General features: G+C 44.6%; 15 protein-coding genes. 7 read left to right on the top strand and 8 right to left on the bottom strand.

What is annotated here, in order from left to right; all coding sequences use genetic code 11:
* Positions 1-151: 151 nt before the first annotated feature.
* Positions 152-793: an orotate phosphoribosyltransferase gene (gene pyrE, locus VHA01S_RS16410; protein WP_023405462.1), complete on the top strand. Its 642-nt coding sequence runs from the start codon at positions 152-154 to the stop codon at positions 791-793.
* A gap of 74 nt (positions 794-867) precedes the next feature.
* On the opposite strand, the gene VHA01S_RS16415 is transcribed toward pyrE, so the two are convergent.
* Positions 868-1,794, bottom strand: a complete 927-nt coding sequence (locus VHA01S_RS16415) for a D-2-hydroxyacid dehydrogenase (RefSeq protein ID WP_023405463.1) — start codon at positions 1,792-1,794, stop codon at positions 868-870.
* A gap of 79 nt (positions 1,795-1,873) precedes the next feature.
* Between VHA01S_RS16415 and VHA01S_RS16420 the strand changes: the two genes are divergently transcribed.
* Positions 1,874-2,461: a YjaG family protein gene (locus VHA01S_RS16420; RefSeq protein ID WP_023405464.1), complete on the top strand. Its 588-nt coding sequence runs from the start codon at positions 1,874-1,876 to the stop codon at positions 2,459-2,461.
* 66 nt (positions 2,462-2,527) lie between these two features.
* Here VHA01S_RS16420 and VHA01S_RS16425 read toward each other — a convergent pair whose 3' ends face one another.
* Positions 2,528-3,646, bottom strand: coding sequence for a CNNM domain-containing protein (locus VHA01S_RS16425; RefSeq protein WP_023405465.1), 1,119 nt, complete (start codon positions 3,644-3,646; stop codon positions 2,528-2,530).
* Positions 3,647-3,907: 261 nt separating this feature from the next.
* On the opposite strand from VHA01S_RS16425, the gene hbs reads away from it, so the two are divergent.
* Positions 3,908-4,180, top strand: coding sequence for a non-specific DNA-binding protein Hbs (gene hbs / locus VHA01S_RS16430; RefSeq protein WP_021714637.1), 273 nt, complete (start codon positions 3,908-3,910; stop codon positions 4,178-4,180).
* A 39-nt stretch (positions 4,181-4,219) separates the two neighbouring features.
* Positions 4,220-4,915 carry a DUF1481 domain-containing protein gene (locus VHA01S_RS16435; RefSeq protein WP_023405466.1) on the top strand — a complete coding sequence of 232 codons (696 nt, stop codon included), beginning with the start codon at positions 4,220-4,222 and terminating at the stop codon, positions 4,913-4,915.
* Between the two features lie 101 nt (positions 4,916-5,016).
* Here the strand turns inward: VHA01S_RS16435 and purD are convergent, their stop codons facing one another.
* Positions 5,017-6,306 (bottom strand): phosphoribosylamine--glycine ligase, encoded by a 1,290-nt coding sequence (gene purD / locus VHA01S_RS16440; protein WP_021714635.1) that lies wholly within the window; start codon positions 6,304-6,306, stop codon positions 5,017-5,019.
* 93 nt (positions 6,307-6,399) lie between these two features.
* Positions 6,400-7,992, bottom strand: coding sequence for a bifunctional phosphoribosylaminoimidazolecarboxamide formyltransferase/IMP cyclohydrolase (gene purH, locus VHA01S_RS16445; protein ID WP_023405467.1), 1,593 nt, complete (start codon positions 7,990-7,992; stop codon positions 6,400-6,402).
* Between the two features lie 435 nt (positions 7,993-8,427).
* On the opposite strand from purH, the gene zntR reads away from it, so the two are divergent.
* The 3 genes from zntR to yddG all read left to right on the top strand — a co-directional run bounded on the left by zntR (position 8,428) and on the right by yddG (position 11,127).
* The gene (gene zntR, locus VHA01S_RS16450; protein WP_023405468.1) at positions 8,428-8,856 is read left to right on the top strand and encodes a Zn(2+)-responsive transcriptional regulator; all 429 of its coding nucleotides are present in this window, start codon (positions 8,428-8,430) and stop codon (positions 8,854-8,856) included.
* Positions 8,853-10,130, top strand: a complete 1,278-nt coding sequence (locus VHA01S_RS16455) for an SO_0444 family Cu/Zn efflux transporter (RefSeq protein ID WP_023405469.1) — start codon at positions 8,853-8,855, stop codon at positions 10,128-10,130. Before zntR ends, VHA01S_RS16455 begins: the two co-directional genes overlap by 4 nt.
* Positions 10,131-10,248: 118 nt before the next feature.
* Entirely contained in the window at positions 10,249-11,127 is an 879-nt protein-coding gene (gene yddG / locus VHA01S_RS16460) for an aromatic amino acid DMT transporter YddG (protein WP_039971241.1), read from the top strand.
* 3 nt (positions 11,128-11,130) lie between these two features.
* Here yddG and VHA01S_RS16465 read toward each other — a convergent pair whose 3' ends face one another.
* From VHA01S_RS16465 to cobT, 4 genes are all read right to left on the bottom strand, one after another.
* Positions 11,131-12,678 carry a cobyric acid synthase gene (locus VHA01S_RS16465; protein ID WP_023405471.1) on the bottom strand — a complete coding sequence of 516 codons (1,548 nt, stop codon included), beginning with the start codon at positions 12,676-12,678 and terminating at the stop codon, positions 11,131-11,133.
* A gap of 9 nt (positions 12,679-12,687) precedes the next feature.
* Entirely contained in the window at positions 12,688-13,350 is a 663-nt protein-coding gene (locus VHA01S_RS16470) for a bifunctional adenosylcobinamide kinase/adenosylcobinamide-phosphate guanylyltransferase (RefSeq protein WP_023405472.1), read from the bottom strand.
* Complete coding sequence (locus VHA01S_RS16475) at positions 13,350-14,135, bottom strand: adenosylcobinamide-GDP ribazoletransferase (RefSeq protein ID WP_023405473.1); 786 nt, start codon at positions 14,133-14,135, stop codon at positions 13,350-13,352. Before VHA01S_RS16475 ends, VHA01S_RS16470 begins: the two co-directional genes overlap by 1 nt.
* 170 nt (positions 14,136-14,305) lie before the next feature.
* The gene (gene cobT / locus VHA01S_RS16480) at positions 14,306-15,355 is read right to left on the bottom strand and encodes a nicotinate-nucleotide--dimethylbenzimidazole phosphoribosyltransferase (RefSeq protein ID WP_023405474.1); all 1,050 of its coding nucleotides are present in this window, start codon (positions 15,353-15,355) and stop codon (positions 14,306-14,308) included.
* Between the last annotated feature and the right edge of the window lie 122 nt (positions 15,356-15,477).

Genomic DNA, 15,477 nt, shown 5'->3' on the forward strand with positions numbered 1-15,477 from the left:
TCAAAAATTCTAACGCCGTTATCGAACATTTTAACAAGCTAGAATGACCAGTTATTTAGTACGATTGGTATTATCTCCATTTGGAGATGTGTTCATTAATATCAATAACACTAAGTATAGAAATATTTAGACCCTAATAAGAGAGAAAAGAATGAAAGCATACCAGCGTGAATTTATTGAGTTTGCACTTGAGAAACAAGTTCTTAAGTTTGGAGAGTTTACTCTAAAATCGGGCCGTACTAGCCCTTACTTCTTTAACGCTGGCCTGTTTAACACTGGTTGTGATTTGGCACGTTTAGGCCGTTTTTACGCTGCTGCTTTGGCTGATTCTGCCATTGATTACGATGTGCTATTTGGCCCTGCGTACAAAGGCATCCCAATTGCTACAACGACTGCGGTAGCACTAGCAGATCATCATGATACCGATAAGCCATACTGCTTTAACCGTAAAGAAGCTAAAGATCACGGCGAAGGTGGCAACCTTGTCGGTAGCCCACTAGAAGGTCGCATTATGCTGGTGGACGATGTGATCACCGCAGGTACTGCTATCCGTGAATCTATGGAAATCATCCAAGCCAACGGCGCTGATCTAGCTGGCGTATTAGTCGCGATTGATCGTCAAGAAAAAGGCAAAGGTGAGCTTTCGGCTATCCAAGAAGTTGAACGTGATTTTAACTGTTCAATCATCTCTATTGTCAGCCTAACTGACCTTATTACCTTCCTAGAAGAGAAGGGTGATAATGCTGAGCAACTTGAATCAGTAAAAGCTTACCGCGCGCAATACGGCGTGTAAGTTTTCGCTTAAAGCGCACTGTAATAAAAACAAAGATATAATGAAAAACGCCACAATCGTGGCGTTTTTTCGTTTTAGTAACCCTTATTAAAATCAACCATAGCCAGCAAAGGTTTACCTTCGAGCCAACGCTGATAATTGTCTTTAAACAGCCCCATTACCTGAGACGGAAAACTGTGCGCCGCATTGTGCGGAGTCACGGTAACTTTTGGGTTTTGCCAATAAGGGCATTGCTGAGAAATGGGTTCGTTTACAAACACATCTAAAAAGGCATGCTCTAGGTGGCCTTCCTCTAAAGCGCTGAGTAACCCTTGCGCGTCAATGGCATCTCCGCGCCCGACGTTAAATAACAAGGCTTGTTTACAGTGGCTTAAACTCTCTTTATTGAGCACTTGTTTGGTTTGCGCTGTTTTTGGCAATACTGATACCACAATATCCGCCAAGCTCAAGGCGTGATGCAACTCCGCAATTGGCAGTATTTGATCAAACTGTCCCTCGCTTGGTGTTCTTCCGCTAGAGTTCACCCCAATAGTGGTTAATCCAAAGGCTTTGGCGGCGACTGAAAGATGCGTACCGATAGAGCCTGTACCTAATATCACCAATGTTTTCTCGTTTAAGCACACATAAGGATGAGGTTGCCACAACTGCTGTTGTTGTTGCTGTTGGTAAATATCAAAGTGGCGAAAATGGGCGATAGAGTAACCCAGTACGTATTCACTTATCGGTTGGCCGAATATGCCTTTCACGTTAGTTAACAGGTAGTCGTCACGCGGCGGTTGCTGAGTGAGGGGGTCGACACCGGCGTAGATGGATTGCACCCATTCTAGCTTGGGACATTGGTCAATGATCTTGGCCGCCATTGGTGGGGAGGCCAATAGAATGTTGGCTAATGAAAGATCTTCGGTGATTTCCAATTGTGGTAAATCAGCATTTTTGAGTAATTCTAGATACTCAGACTTGTTTTTAGACAAGACATAAAGGTATTGAGTAGCAGTTTTCATCGAAAGCCAGTCCCTGTTTCTTTGTTATTTGGGTGTTATCAAGTACACTTTTGCTGTTTTCCCACAATTGTGAGTCGTTATGTTACAGAATCCTCTTCAGGTTCGTATTGAGAAACTAGAACCTTGGCAACAAATCACTTTTATGGTCAGTTTGTGTGAACGTATGTACCCAAACTATGCCATGTTTTGTCAAACAACGGAATTTGCCGAGGCACGAATCTACCGAGATATTCTCGATAGCATTTGGGAATTGCTTACCGTAAAGAGTGCCAAAGTAAACTTTGAGCGCCAATTAGAGAAGCTTGAAGAACTGGTCCCTAACGCTGATGAGTTTGAGTTTTACGGTGTTTACCCTGCAATTGATGCTTGTATGGGGCTTGCTGAGCTCATTCATGCGCTATTAGATCGTGACTTGCTACCCGAAGCGGTACAAAACATCAGTCAGCAGTCTGTGATGACAGTGGCCGATCTTGAAGTGGCGCAAGGCAGTGACGAAATTACTAACGACAACCAAAAACAAAATGAAGCCGTTTGTGAAGAGTGGGATGTGCAGTGGGCCATTGCGCGTCCATTGCGTGAATGCACCGAACGTAATATTGAACTGATCAAAGATTTACGCGCTGAACTGCGTGATGATGGCATCAGCAATATCGGTGTACAGCTTTAAGCTGCCTGTTCAAAAGTATCCAACAAAAACGGGAGCCTAATTAGGCTCCCGTTTTTGTTATTGAGTTTATTTCTCTTTCGAATCAGAGTGTACTGAGTTGGACTGCTCTTTGCTTGTCTCTGGGTTCGGTTCTTCGTCATCATTGTTGATGATTACGCCATGCTTTTTGGTCCATTGCTCCCAGCGGTCGTGAGCCACCTGCTGCATGTCGCGGTTTTTATCGGCCTCATCGACAATTTCTTGTCCCAATAAAAACTCAAAAATGTCTTCCAAGGTTACAATGCCTTGCACTGTGCCGTACTCATCAACCACTAGCGCAATGTGCAGCCTTTGCGCCAACATATTGGCGAAGACTTTAGGCAAAGTGCTGTTATTCAAAAATACATGAATAGGGCGCATTACATTACCCAAAAGTTCAGTGCCTTTATTTTGCTGTTGTAGTTTGAATAACTCTAAGCGATGCACAAAGCCACAAATGTTGTCCTTTTGCTCCACATACACCAAAGGTCGGGAAAATGGCGTTTCTTGGTGCTTGTCTAAAAACTCATTAATAGAAAGAGCGGCATTAACACGAAACACTACCGGTCTTGGGGTCATGGCTTTGGTTACGGACACATTTGGCAGGTTAAGTAAGTTGTTTAGAATACGCGTTTCGTCTTCACCAAACTCATCCGACTCTTCTGCCAAAATTGCCATTGCGGACATTTCATCACGTAGCTTAGGTTCAACATTGCCACGCGACAGACGTTTTGTGATTTGCTCAGAAAACCAGACGAAGGGTCTCAGGCCCCAAACCATCCAATTTAAAATATTTGCCGAGATAGGGGCCAGTTGACGCCAGTAAGTTGCGCCTATGGTTTTTGGCACAATCTCAGAGAGCACTAAAATACCCAAAGTCAGTACCGCAGAGAAAACACCAAGCCATTCACTGCCAAACACGATGGAGGCTTGAGCACCTGCGCTCGCCGCACCTATAGTGTGCGCAATGGTATTTAGGGTAAGAATAGAAGCTAGTGGGCGATCGATATCGGATTTTAGTTTGGTTAATCGGTTCGCGGCCGGGTGACCTTGTTGTCTCAATTGCGCAATGTAGCTTGGCGAAATACTCAGCAGAACAGCCTCTAACACTGAGCAGATAAATGAAACGCCAATGGCGATAGAAACATAAATTGTAAGAAGTAACATAGAACCTTAAGTGATTATTTATTAAACAAGTTGATTATGCGGTGGTTCGCTATTATCAACAATGGATAGTTTGTAAGTAGGTGCTAAGTGTTGAAAATACAAGCATCGAGCCAAATGATGGTGGTGAATTTGTGAGTTGAATTGCAGAATGAGTCAAAAAGTGTTCGCTTGAACCTAAAGATCGCCTGCAACCCTTTGCCAGATGGAGCCTTTATGATTTAGAGTGGCTTTGTTCTCAAACATTTTAGAAGGGAAACCCTAATGAACAAGACCCAATTAATCGATGCAATTGCAGAAAAAGCAGATTTGTCAAAAGCTCAAGCAAAAGCAGCTCTTGAAGCGACTTTAGAAGGCGTAACTGGTGCTCTTAAAGAAGGCGACCAAGTTCAACTAATTGGTTTTGGTACATTTAAAGTATCTCATCGTAACGCACGCACTGGTCGTAACCCTAAGACTGGTGAAGAGATTCAAATTGCAGCGGCAAATGTTCCTGCATTTACAGCAGGGAAAGCACTGAAAGATTCAGTTAATTAATGTAAAATACGCCGAGTGTCATCGCTCGGCGTATTTTTTATGAAACACCTCATTACTTCTGCTTTAGCTATTTTAACCCTAGCGGGTTGCTCTTCTGCTACAACTCCATTGCGTCAAGCAAGTTCACTTACTGAATATTCAGGCGGTTATGCTGACGATTCAAAAACAGCCCTGTACTGGTTAACTCAACGCGTCAATTCTCCAGAGACCAGCTCAGATAGTGTGACTTTCAAAGATAAGACTTGGTATAAAAGTCATTATGTTTGGGGCGATAATAATCTCCAAGAAATTATCCGCACCGGTGAAAGACTCACAAGCACAGACAAACTCGTTCCTTATCAAATGACATTGCGCTTTAGTGGTAATGGCGAGGCGGTATATCAGCGCTTACGTCTTAACGGCAAAGTCATCCCAATGGATAAAACCCAAATCGATGAAGTGAAACAACAAGCTAACGATTTGGTGAGTACCGGTAAGGTGCAACAAAAACAAGGGGTCGAATTGATTCAAGGTTACTGGGAGCGCGGAGTCTTTATGACTTGTGAAGGCCGTGCATTCAACAATATTGAATTGAAAGAAAAATTACCTACGGTAGTGATTAACCGCTTAAAAGACGAAGAAAACTTTGCTGCATTTGTGGGTGAGTACCAAAGCAAAAAAATCGTAGTGGATAAATTGCTGATACTGAAACACGGCAATGTGGATTGTATCGAAAAGCCTAATTTTAAGAGTTAGTCGTTAGTGCTACTCGTTTTCTCATCCCCTTGATGACAAAGCATCATTTATTAAAAAAGCCACTTCAATGAAGTGGCTTTTGTCGTTTTAGCGTGGCTAGACTATTTTTGCTGTTCGCGAGCAATCGCGCGGTAGCCAATATCGTTGCGATGGAACATGCCATCCCAAGAGACTTGTTTAGTTAGCTCGTAAGCGCGCTGTTGAGCTTCAGAAACGCTGTTACCTAGCGCTGTAGCACAAAGTACGCGTCCGCCGTTAGTCACTACATCGCCTGCTTCGTTGTTTGCCGTACCTGCATGGAAGATCTTTTGACCTTCAACTTCAGTGCTAGGTAGAGAAATAACATCGCCTTTTGCGTAGTCAGCTGGGTATCCGCCAGCGGCAAGAACCACACCGATAGACGCGCGAGGGTCCCATTTAGATTCGGCTTCATCCAGTTTCTCGTCGATTGCCATTAGGCAAAGTTCAACAAGATCCGATTCCATACGCATCATGATAGGTTGAGTTTCTGGGTCACCAAAGCGGCAGTTGTACTCGATTACTTTTGGTGTACCGTCAGCATCAATCATTAGACCTGCGTATAGGAAACCTGTGTAAGGAGCGCCTTCTGCATCCATACCGCGCACGGTAGGGTAGATCACTTCTTCAAGAATGCGGTTGTGGATTTCTGGAGTTACTACTGGCGCTGGAGAGTAAGCGCCCATACCGCCAGTGTTAGGACCTGTGTCCTTATCACCCACGCGTTTGTGGTCTTGGCTAGTAGCCATAGGCAGTACGCTAGAGCCATCAACCATAACGATGAAGCTTGCTTCTTCGCCTTCTAGGAACTCTTCGATAACAACGCGGCTACCGGCATCGCCAAAGGCATTACCCGCTAGCATGTCTTTGATTGCGTCTTCAGCTTCAGTAAGAGTCATCGCAACGATAACGCCTTTACCTGCTGCAAGTCCGTCAGCTTTCACTACGATTGGTGCGCCTTGCTCACGTACGTAAGCAAGTGCTGGTTCAATTTCAGTGAAGTTGGCGTAAGAACCTGTAGGGATCTTATGGCGAGCTAGGAAATCTTTAGTGAACGCTTTTGAACCTTCAAGCTGAGCAGCCGCTTGAGTTGGGCCAAAGATAGGAAGACCGGCTTCGCGGAAGGCATCAACCACACCGATAACCAATGGTGCTTCTGGGCCAACGATAGTTAGCTCGATGCTTTTTTCTTTGGCAAAAGCCACTAAAGCTGCGATATCTTCAACGCCAATGTTTACGTTTTCAAGTTTTGGTTCTAGCGCTGTACCAGCATTACCTGGTGCAACAAAAACAGTTTCAACATTTGGGTTTTGCGCGGCTTTCCAGCCTAGAGCGTGCTCACGACCGCCAGCACCGATGATTAATACGTTCATGTTTAATCCTCAACTTTTAAATTCTTAAAAGCCTCTCAAATCTGAGAGGCTAATTTTAATTACATTGCTAATCGTCTAGAAAACTCAGAACAATTAGTGACGGAAGTGACGCATACCCGTGAAGATCATCGCCATGCCGTGTTCGTCAGCAGCATCGATAACTTCTTGGTCACGCATAGAGCCACCCGGTTGGATAACACATTTAATGCCAGCTTCTGCCGCCGCGTCGATACCGTCGCGGAATGGGAAGAATGCATCTGATGCCATTACGCAACCTTCAACTTGTAGGCCTTCGTCAGCCGCTTTAATACCTGCGATTTTCGCAGAGTAAACGCGGCTCATTTGGCCTGCGCCGACACCGATAGTCATGTCACCTTTCGAGTAAACAATCGCGTTAGATTTCACGTATTTTGCTACTTTCCAGCAGAACAGTGCATCTTTTAGCTCTTCAGCCGTTGGCTGGCGTTTTGATACCACTTTAAGGTCAGCTTCAGACACCATGCCTTGGTCGCGGTCTTGCACCAACAAGCCACCGTTAACGCGTTTCACGTCAAAGCCAGTTGTCTTAGTTGTCCACTCACCACACTCTAGAAGGCGTAGGTTTTTCTTAGCCGCTACAATTTCTACTGCTTCAGCAGAAACAGAAGGAGCAATGATCACTTCAACAAATTGGCGCTCAGTGATTGCGGTTGCAGTCGCTGCATCAAGTTCGCGGTTGAAGGCAATAATGCCACCAAATGCAGATGTTGGGTCTGTTTTGAATGCACGGTCATAAGCTTCTAGGATGTTTTCGCCTAGTGCTACACCACAAGGGTTAGCGTGCTTAACAATCACACATGCAGGTTGGTCGAATTCTTTCACACACTCAAGTGCAGAGTCAGTATCTGCAATGTTGTTGTAAGAAAGTGCTTTACCTTGAATCTGACGCGCGGTAGAAACCGATGCTTCTTCAGGGTTTGCTTCGACATAGAATGCGGCTGCTTGGTGGCTGTTCTCACCGTAACGCATGTCTTGTTTCTTCTCGAACTGTTGGTTGAACGTACGAGGGAATTTAGACTCTTGGTCACCTTCTTTGTTCTCACCGTAAGATGGAACCATAGTGCCGAAGTAGTTTGCGATCATGCCGTCGTAAGAAGCGGTGTGCTCAAAGGCCGCGATAGCTAGGTCGAAACGAGTTTCTAGAGTAAGAGACTTGTCGTTTGCGTCCATTTCAGTAATCACGCGCTCGTAATCGTGAGCGTTTACTACGATAGTCACGTCTTTGTGGTTTTTAGCCGCAGAACGAACCATTGTTGGACCGCCGATATCGATGTTCTCAACAGCGTCAGCCAGAGTACAACCTTCTTTTGCTACTGTTTCAGCAAATGGGTATAGGTTTACGACAACCATATCGATAGGGTTGATACCGTGTTTTTCCATGATGTCATCATCTTGGCCACGACGACCCAGTACACCACCGTGTACTTTTGGGTGAAGGGTCTTAACACGACCGTCCATCATTTCTGGGAAGCCAGTATAGTCAGACACTTCAGTCACAGCTAGGCCTTGCTCAGCAAGCAGGCGAGCGGTGCCACCAGTTGAAAGAAGTTCAACATTGCGTTCAGCTAGGGCTTTAGCAAATTCTACGATGCCAGTTTTATCAGATACGCTGATAAGAGCGCGGCGAATTGGGTGAGCGTTACTCATGCTTCCATATTCCTCAAGTACTTAAATGTATCCGCTATCGACAGAGTAAAAAGAAGCTCTGAATCATAATTTTGATTACAGGGTGCATCTTCATAACCACTGCTGATTTTGGAATCAAGTTGGATGAAAAGATGTTTGTTAAAGTCGAGTCTGGATGAAGACTGTTAAACCACTTTGACAAAAACCTTTCGCGAGTAAAAATTCATCAATTTGAATGGCGCGTATTTTATCGAATAATTTACTAAAAAGCTCGCGCAATCGTTTGGCATTTGCATTTTATTGTCAAAAAACTGTCTCTTTGCCGTTATTGGCGCTCAGAGTGAAGAAAAAATAACTTAAACATTATTGCAAATAATGATGCAGTCTTTGCTTGACCTTGGAGTTACATCTAAGGTTTATACTTATAGAGTTAATCGGAAAATTGGTGAGAAAGGGATGTATAAAATAGGCGAACTGGCAAAGTTATTTGATATCAAGCCAGACACATTACGCTTTTATGAAAAGCACGGCATCTTAAAGCCAAGCTCGCGCAATGCCAGTGGCTATCGAGTCTATACCGCATTAGATGCCAATAGACTGGGCTTTATCATACGCGCTAAGAAAATTGGTTTTACCTTAACCGAAATAGCCGATTTGCTCTCTATTCAAATTGATCGTGACAGTTACAGTTGCCATGAAGCCAAAGACATTGTGGATCTTAAACTGGCTAACGTAGAAGAGAAGATTAAAGAGCTGCAAGTTTTTCAAAGCTCACTAAGTAAGTTGAGCGCATCTTGTTGTGGTGGCGACGAGCCAGCCACTCACTGTTGTATCTTAGAGGCGCTAGACAGCGCTGATTGTGATGTAAATGAGGAAGCGAAGTGAGTTTATTAAATAACTTTATTGATTTGTTTATCGAGTCCGGCTTTTGGATGCTATTGGGCTTATTGGTGGCAGGTCTGTTAAAAGAGTGGGTTCCTACTGATTTGCTGGCTAAGCATTTAGGGGGCAAGGGAGCGAAGACGACAATTAAAGCGGCGTTTATTGGCGCACCTTTACCACTTTGTTCATGTGGCGTGATTCCTGCCGCTCTTGGTTTACGTCGTAGCGGTGCATCGAAAAGCGCAACCACTTCATTTTTGGTGGCAACACCTGAAACGGGCATTGATTCTGTATCGGTTTCTTATGCGTTATTAGGGCCGTTTATGGCGATCATTCGCCCTATCGCGGCTATTTGCAGTGCTATTGTGGCGGGGTTATTGGTAGGTAAAGAAGATCAGCATGCTGATAAAGTAAAACCGACCTTGAGCGCAAGTAATTTAAAGCCTGTGGCAAATAAAGGTGCAGGCTTTGCGGTGAATGCGATAAAGCCAAAAGTTGCGAAAGTATCGACCTCTAGCACGTCATCATGTTGTTCTGCTAAATCTGAACAAGTAAAGGCTGAGCCAGCAGTATCGTCTTGTTGCTCTACAACGCAAACATCGTGTTGCTCTTCTAAACCTAAGCCAGTAGAGCCTAAACCTGCTACGTCATCTTGTTGTTCAACACAGCAAAGCGCTTGCTGTTCTAAGTCGCCAGCTTCTTCATCAGCGCTAGGTAAATTGAAATCAGGAATGAGCTTTGCGGCAACTGACCTAGTTAAAGACATCAGCACTTGGCTATTAATCGGTTTGTTTTTTGCAGCATTAATTGAAACCTATATAGAAACTGATTTTCTAGCACAGTGGGGCGGCACCATTTGGAGCATGCTGTTAATGGTGGTTATTAGTGTGCCTATGTATATTTGCGCTACAGCATCCACGCCGATTGCCGCTGGCTTATTAATGTCCGGCATCAGTCCTGGCGCGGTACTGGTGTTCATGTTGGCGGGGCCTGCAACCAATATTGCGACGTTAGGTGTGGTAGGAAAAGAGCTAGGTAAGCGTTCTTTATTTGCCTACGTGGTCGGCGTTGTCGGGACTGCGATAGTGTTTGGTTTGGCTACGGACTATCTGGTTTCAGCGTATGGGTTTTCTGTGCAACCGCTAAGTGCTGGTGAACATGAAGTGCTACCGCATTGGTTAAGCATTTCATCGGCGGTGGTGTTAGCGTTGTTGATGTTGCGTCATTACTTAAATAAAGCCAAAAGAACGTTGTTGAATCGCTCTCTAGCACATTAATTTAGCTATCCCCATTAATAAGGTCTGCACATACATGCAGGCCTTTTTTATGCTTGGTGATTTATGCTGGCAGTCGTATCAATATTGATTAAGATACTGACTCAAATAATGAGGATGAATTTTGCAAGCACATAAATACACCCTATACGGTATTTCCGCCATTTTGTTGTGGAGCTGTGTTATTGGCATTGCCCGTAAGGTGGCAGAGCTGTTAGGGCCTATTGGCGGCGCGGCTAGTATCTACACTGTGGCGACGCTAGTGTTGATTTGTGTCGTTGGAAGCCCACAACTAAAAACCTTATCTAAACGATATGTGCTGGTGGCGGGTGGTTTATTTGCCGCGTATGAAGTGTGCTTGTCTTTAGCGATAGGGATGGCAAATAGCCGACAACAAGCGCTAGATATGGCCGTAATTAATTATTTATGGCCTGCGTTAACGGTTTTGATTGCAGTAATAAGCAGTAGTAAGAAAACCAACCCTTGGGTGTATCCTAGTGTGGCGTTGGCATTTATTGGTGTGGCATGGGCGATAACGGGCGATCAATCTTTATCGGTTTCGCAACTGGCGCAGAATGTACAAAGCAATCCTGCCACTTATGCGATGGCTTTAATTGGTGCGTTTTTATGGGCTATTTATTGCAACATTACGAAACGACTGTCGCAGGGTAAAAACGCGATTACTTTATTCTTTGCTATGACGGCAAGCGTGTTATGGATTCGCTATGCATTTTCTAGTGAGCCTGCATTGTCGTTTAATCTCGAATCGACCTTTTACTTATTGCTCGCTGCGGTCATTATGGCTAGCGGTTATGGTTTGTGGAACAGTGGCATAATGCAGGGCAACATGTTGTTGCTTGCTACTTTGTCGTACTTTACCCCTATTTTTTCGACTTTGTTTTCCTCAATCATTCTCGGGGTCGCGTTATCGGCGAGCTTTTGGCAAGGGGTAGTGATGGTGGTTATTGGCTCTTTGATTTGTTGGCGAGTGACCCAATAAATTTTATTGAATCAAGCGACTTAATTTATCCATATCTAAGTGCTCTTCTAAAATATCCGCTAAGCGTTCTAGTTGCTGTTCTCGAATGAGGTTAATGTCTAGGGTTTGGGCTTGTTTTAACCCGGCCCATTTCAGCAGTAATTGACAGGCTTGTGGCGAATCAAATATGCCGTGTACGTAGGTGGCTAAAATGCGCTGATCTGCGCTGAGCATTCCATCCGTGATTCCTGACTCAAAGCTAATCGGAGCAAGCTCTGTGAGTAAGTTTGAGTCGTCTCGTTGTATGGTTTCACCACAGTGAATTTCATAGCCTTGGAAAGGTACTTTATCAGCACCAATCTGTAGTTCGCCCTGAACTTGGGATAAGGTTTTGTCAGCTTTTAGCTGAGTGTAGGCGGGCAATAATCCTAAACCTTGTGAACAGCCTGCGATATCTTCGATACCATCGGGATCATCAATTTCTTGTCCTAGCATTTGATAGCCACCACAAATCCCCATGACTTTACCGCCGTAGCGTAAATGACGGTTGATGGCTTCATCCCAGCCTTGCTCTTTCATAAAGGCTAAATCGGCACGGACATTTTTACTGCCCGGAACAATAATCAGATCGGTACCTTGAATGGCTTGTTCGATATCATCGTTTAAAGTGATATAGCGGAAGTTGACTTGAGGATGTAAGCGCAAAGGATCAAAGTCGGTGTGATTGCTGATGCGAGGGAAGACCAACACAAGCACGTTAAGCGTGTTGTTATTGTGGAGCTCTGTTTGATTAATTTCGTCATCAATTAAGGCATCTTCGGCATCCAGATGTAAATCGTGTAAATAGGGCAACACGCCTAATACTGGTTTTTGGGTATACTCTTCAAGCCAATCAATGCCTGATTGCAATAAGCTAATATCACCTCTAAATCGATTGATCACGAAGCCTTTTACTCGGGCTTGTTCAGATTCACTCAATAGCGCAATGGTGCCTACAAGGTGGGCAAATACACCGCCTTTATCAATGTCGGCAATGATGATGACGGGGCAATCTGCTTTTTCGGCAAAGCCCATGTTGGCGATGTCGCCTTGACGTAAATTAATCTCGGCTGGGCTACCTGCACCTTCAATTAACACCATGTCATATTGCTGTTGTAGGCGCGCATAAGAATCCATGACGGCCGCCATTGCTTTGGATTTGTAATCTTCACTTTCAGGGCCGAAAAAAGATTTGGCTTCTAAAGTGGTTAGCGCTTTTCCTTGGATTATTACCTGTGAACCAGTGTCAGAACTGGGTTTGAGCAGCACCGGATTAAAGTCGGTATGCAGAGGCAAATGGCAAGCAATGGCCTGCAATGCTTGCGCGCGACCTATTTCGCCACCGTCGATGGTGACGGCGCTATTTAACGCCATGTTTTGCGGTTTAAAAGGAGCAACATTGTAGTTTAAACGAGTAAACAAACGGCACAGACCTGCCACTAAGGTACTTTTACCTGCATCTGAGGTTGTGCCTTGCACCATCAAAGAACCGCGAATCTGCGGTGGATTTTTAGCGGAATGTAATTTACTCATTAGGTTTTGTTATTGTCCTTTTAGTGTCATTGGAATGCCTGCTACAACTAAGGTGACCCCATCGGCAATCGCCGCCACCGCTTGATTTAACCAGCCTGCTTCATCGACAAATTCACGACTTAGTTCGCCCATAGGCACTATCCCTGAACCTACTTCATTACTGATCAATATGACATTGCTTTGTAGCTTAGGTAGCACCTCTAATAGGCGTTGTTTTTGCTCTTGCCAGTGGCTACTTAAGCTTGGATAAGCTGAGTCATGTGAAGTGTGTACTAGAGGGGCTGATAATGGAGGTTCGACAAAATTGATTTGCTCAGCATCACGACAGAGATGCTGAGTGAGGTATAAGGTTAAGCAATCGATGAAGATGGTTTGATTGGGTTTATCAAGAGTGAGTAGGGATTCTGCCACATACAGTGGTTGTTCAATCAGTTGCCAATTTACTGGTGGGCTAGCTTGGTCGGTTGTTTGGCTGGCTGTTTGATTAGCTACTTGACGGGCATGGCTACGATCAAGTTGATGGCGTTTAATTCGTTCTCGCATTTCTTGGTCAAAGGCAAGGGCAGTGGCTAAGTAAATACACTCTTGTCCCTCGGCTGAAAACTCGGCAACTCTAGCCTCACCGTAGCGGCTTTTACCGCTACGAGCACCACCAATAACTAATTGAATCATTAACTAAATCCGACGCTTAAAATGATGATGTAGCAGATAATTTCAGTTATCTGTTGCGTTGCACCGAGCGTGTCACCAGTGTAACCACCAATTTGTCGTTTGAAGAATAGGCAAAGAGCGTATCGAACACAAAACAAACTGATGACTAAAGTCAGCGCGAGCATGCCGTGGAAGCCAAATAAGGCTAAACAGCCTGTAAACAGTAGAATGTATAGATCTTTTGGCTGTTGCTCATTGGCTAAGGGTTTTACTTTACTGGCATCGGTATCTTGTACGTATTTTTCACTAAAAATCATACTAGATGCGACCACGCGACTTAATACATGGCTACAAACCAATATGCTGCATACTGCCGCAGGCCCGAATACCGAAAGCTCAACCAGCAATTGCCATTTTAAAAATAGGCCCAGCATGAGCGTCAATGCGCCATAAGTGCCAAGACGAGAGTCTTTCATGATGGAGAGTTTTTTCTCTACGCTCCAACCGCCACCTAAACCATCTGCGGTGTCAGCCAAACCATCTTCATGAAAACATCCAGTAAGTAATGCGCTAGCGATCATGGCAAGGATAATCGCCACTGAAGCCGGTAAGCTAAGTTGGGCTAAATAAAACACCAAGGCACTTACGCCACCCACTAACACACCGACCGCACCAAAATAACGACTGGCACGGTTTAAGTGATCTTCTCCGTAGTCAACCCAATGCGGTACTGGAACTCGAGTGAAAAAACTGACGGCGACCAGTAGTAGATTTAGCTGGCGATATTTATTTGAGATTACCGACATTCGGGTTCCTTTTTCTGAACTGATTTACAGCAGCTTATATAGACATAAGCTGCACATTAACGGCGTTGAGCAATACAAGATTGCGGTATGCTCAACATAATGTAAGCCTAAAACTGACAGCAAATGCAGGGGTGCTTGCTGTCGTTTAGTCTTTTTTATGGGTGTAACTTTTAGGTGATGTTGCTAACTCCTGCATCACCAAAGCTGGCCATATCATTATAAAAATTAGTCGCAGCTTGAATTAACGGTAACGCTAATGCGCCACCTGTGCCTTCACCCAATCTTAAATCTAGGTGTAGCAGAGGCGTTGCCTGTAAATGCGCTAGCATTAACTTATGGCCGCTTTCATTCGATTGGTGAGCAAAAATAAGATAGTCACGAACTTCTGGGTATAACTCAACAGCAACTAATGCGGCCGAAGTAGCAATAAAGCCATCTACGACAACCAACATTTTTCTTTCTGCGGCGGCGAGGATTGCTCCAGTCATTTGTACAATTTCGAATCCGCCAACATGCGCTAAAACCTGCATAGGAGAGGTTAATTGCTGGCGGTGCAACGTAAGTGCTTCATTAAGCAGTTTGGTTTTTAACTGTAAGGTTTTATCGTCGATTCCAGTGCCGCGTCCAACACATTGGCTTACTTCTATATCTAACAGTGCCGACATTATTGCCGCAGCTGACGAGGTATTACCGATCCCCATTTCGCCTAGCGCAATTAAATTACAACCTGATTGATGATGGCGCTGAACCAGCTCGGTCGCGTAATTAAAGCCTTGTTCAACTTGGGTAAGGCTCATTGCTGGCGCAAGATGAATAGGGGCGGTACCTGCACCTAAGCGTTGTTCTGTTACTCCAGTCGGATCGGCAAGCGGCTCTAAAATACCGCAATCAATCACTTCCAGATTAAAACCTACCTGACGACTAAATACATTGATGGCCGCGCCACCTGCGACAAAGTTGTACACCATCTGCGTGGTGACAGCGCTTGGCGCGATAGATACACCATATTCAGCAATACCATGGTCGGCAGCAAACACCAGCATGGCAGGCTTGGTGATGGTGAGTCTAGCAAGGCTATCTTTACCAACGGCTTGCACTCTGGCAATTTGCGCAGCAAGTGTTTCTAGTTGCCCTAGAGCGCCTAATGGTTTGGTTTTTTGATCAATGATGTGACTAATTTGTTCGTCTAACGCGTGGTTAACCGGGTCTACAGAAAACATTGCAACTCCTATGCTATGACTCATGTATTTATAATTGAGGTTATCTGACCTGATGTTGTCATTGGTAAGTATTAACCTGAGTAATACCAATCGTACTAAGTAACTGGTCATTCTAGCTTGTT

Source organism: Vibrio halioticoli NBRC 102217 (genome assembly GCF_000496695.1).
GTDB lineage: Bacteria > Pseudomonadota > Gammaproteobacteria > Enterobacterales > Vibrionaceae > Vibrio > Vibrio halioticoli.

Coding starts and splice junctions, on each gene's coding strand:
- pyrE (WP_023405462.1), top strand. CDS start 152: ATGAAAGCATACCAGCGTGAATTTATTGAGTTTGCACTTGAGAAACAA.
- VHA01S_RS16420 (WP_023405464.1), top strand. CDS start 1,874: ATGTTACAGAATCCTCTTCAGGTTCGTATTGAGAAACTAGAACCTTGG.
- purD (WP_021714635.1), bottom strand. CDS start 6,306: ATGAACGTATTAATCATCGGTGCTGGCGGTCGTGAGCACGCTCTAGGC.
- cobT (WP_023405474.1), bottom strand. CDS start 15,355: ATGTTTTCTGTAGACCCGGTTAACCACGCGTTAGACGAACAAATTAGT.
- VHA01S_RS16470 (WP_023405472.1), bottom strand. CDS start 13,350: ATGATTCAATTAGTTATTGGTGGTGCTCGTAGCGGTAAAAGCCGCTAC.
- purH (WP_023405467.1), bottom strand. CDS start 7,992: ATGAGTAACGCTCACCCAATTCGCCGCGCTCTTATCAGCGTATCTGAT.
- VHA01S_RS16435 (WP_023405466.1), top strand. CDS start 4,220: ATGAAACACCTCATTACTTCTGCTTTAGCTATTTTAACCCTAGCGGGT.
- hbs (WP_021714637.1), top strand. CDS start 3,908: ATGAACAAGACCCAATTAATCGATGCAATTGCAGAAAAAGCAGATTTG.
- VHA01S_RS16415 (WP_023405463.1), bottom strand. CDS start 1,794: ATGAAAACTGCTACTCAATACCTTTATGTCTTGTCTAAAAACAAGTCT.
- VHA01S_RS16465 (WP_023405471.1), bottom strand. CDS start 12,678: ATGAGTAAATTACATTCCGCTAAAAATCCACCGCAGATTCGCGGTTCT.
- VHA01S_RS16475 (WP_023405473.1), bottom strand. CDS start 14,135: ATGTCGGTAATCTCAAATAAATATCGCCAGCTAAATCTACTACTGGTC.
- zntR (WP_023405468.1), top strand. CDS start 8,428: ATGTATAAAATAGGCGAACTGGCAAAGTTATTTGATATCAAGCCAGAC.
- VHA01S_RS16425 (WP_023405465.1), bottom strand. CDS start 3,646: ATGTTACTTCTTACAATTTATGTTTCTATCGCCATTGGCGTTTCATTT.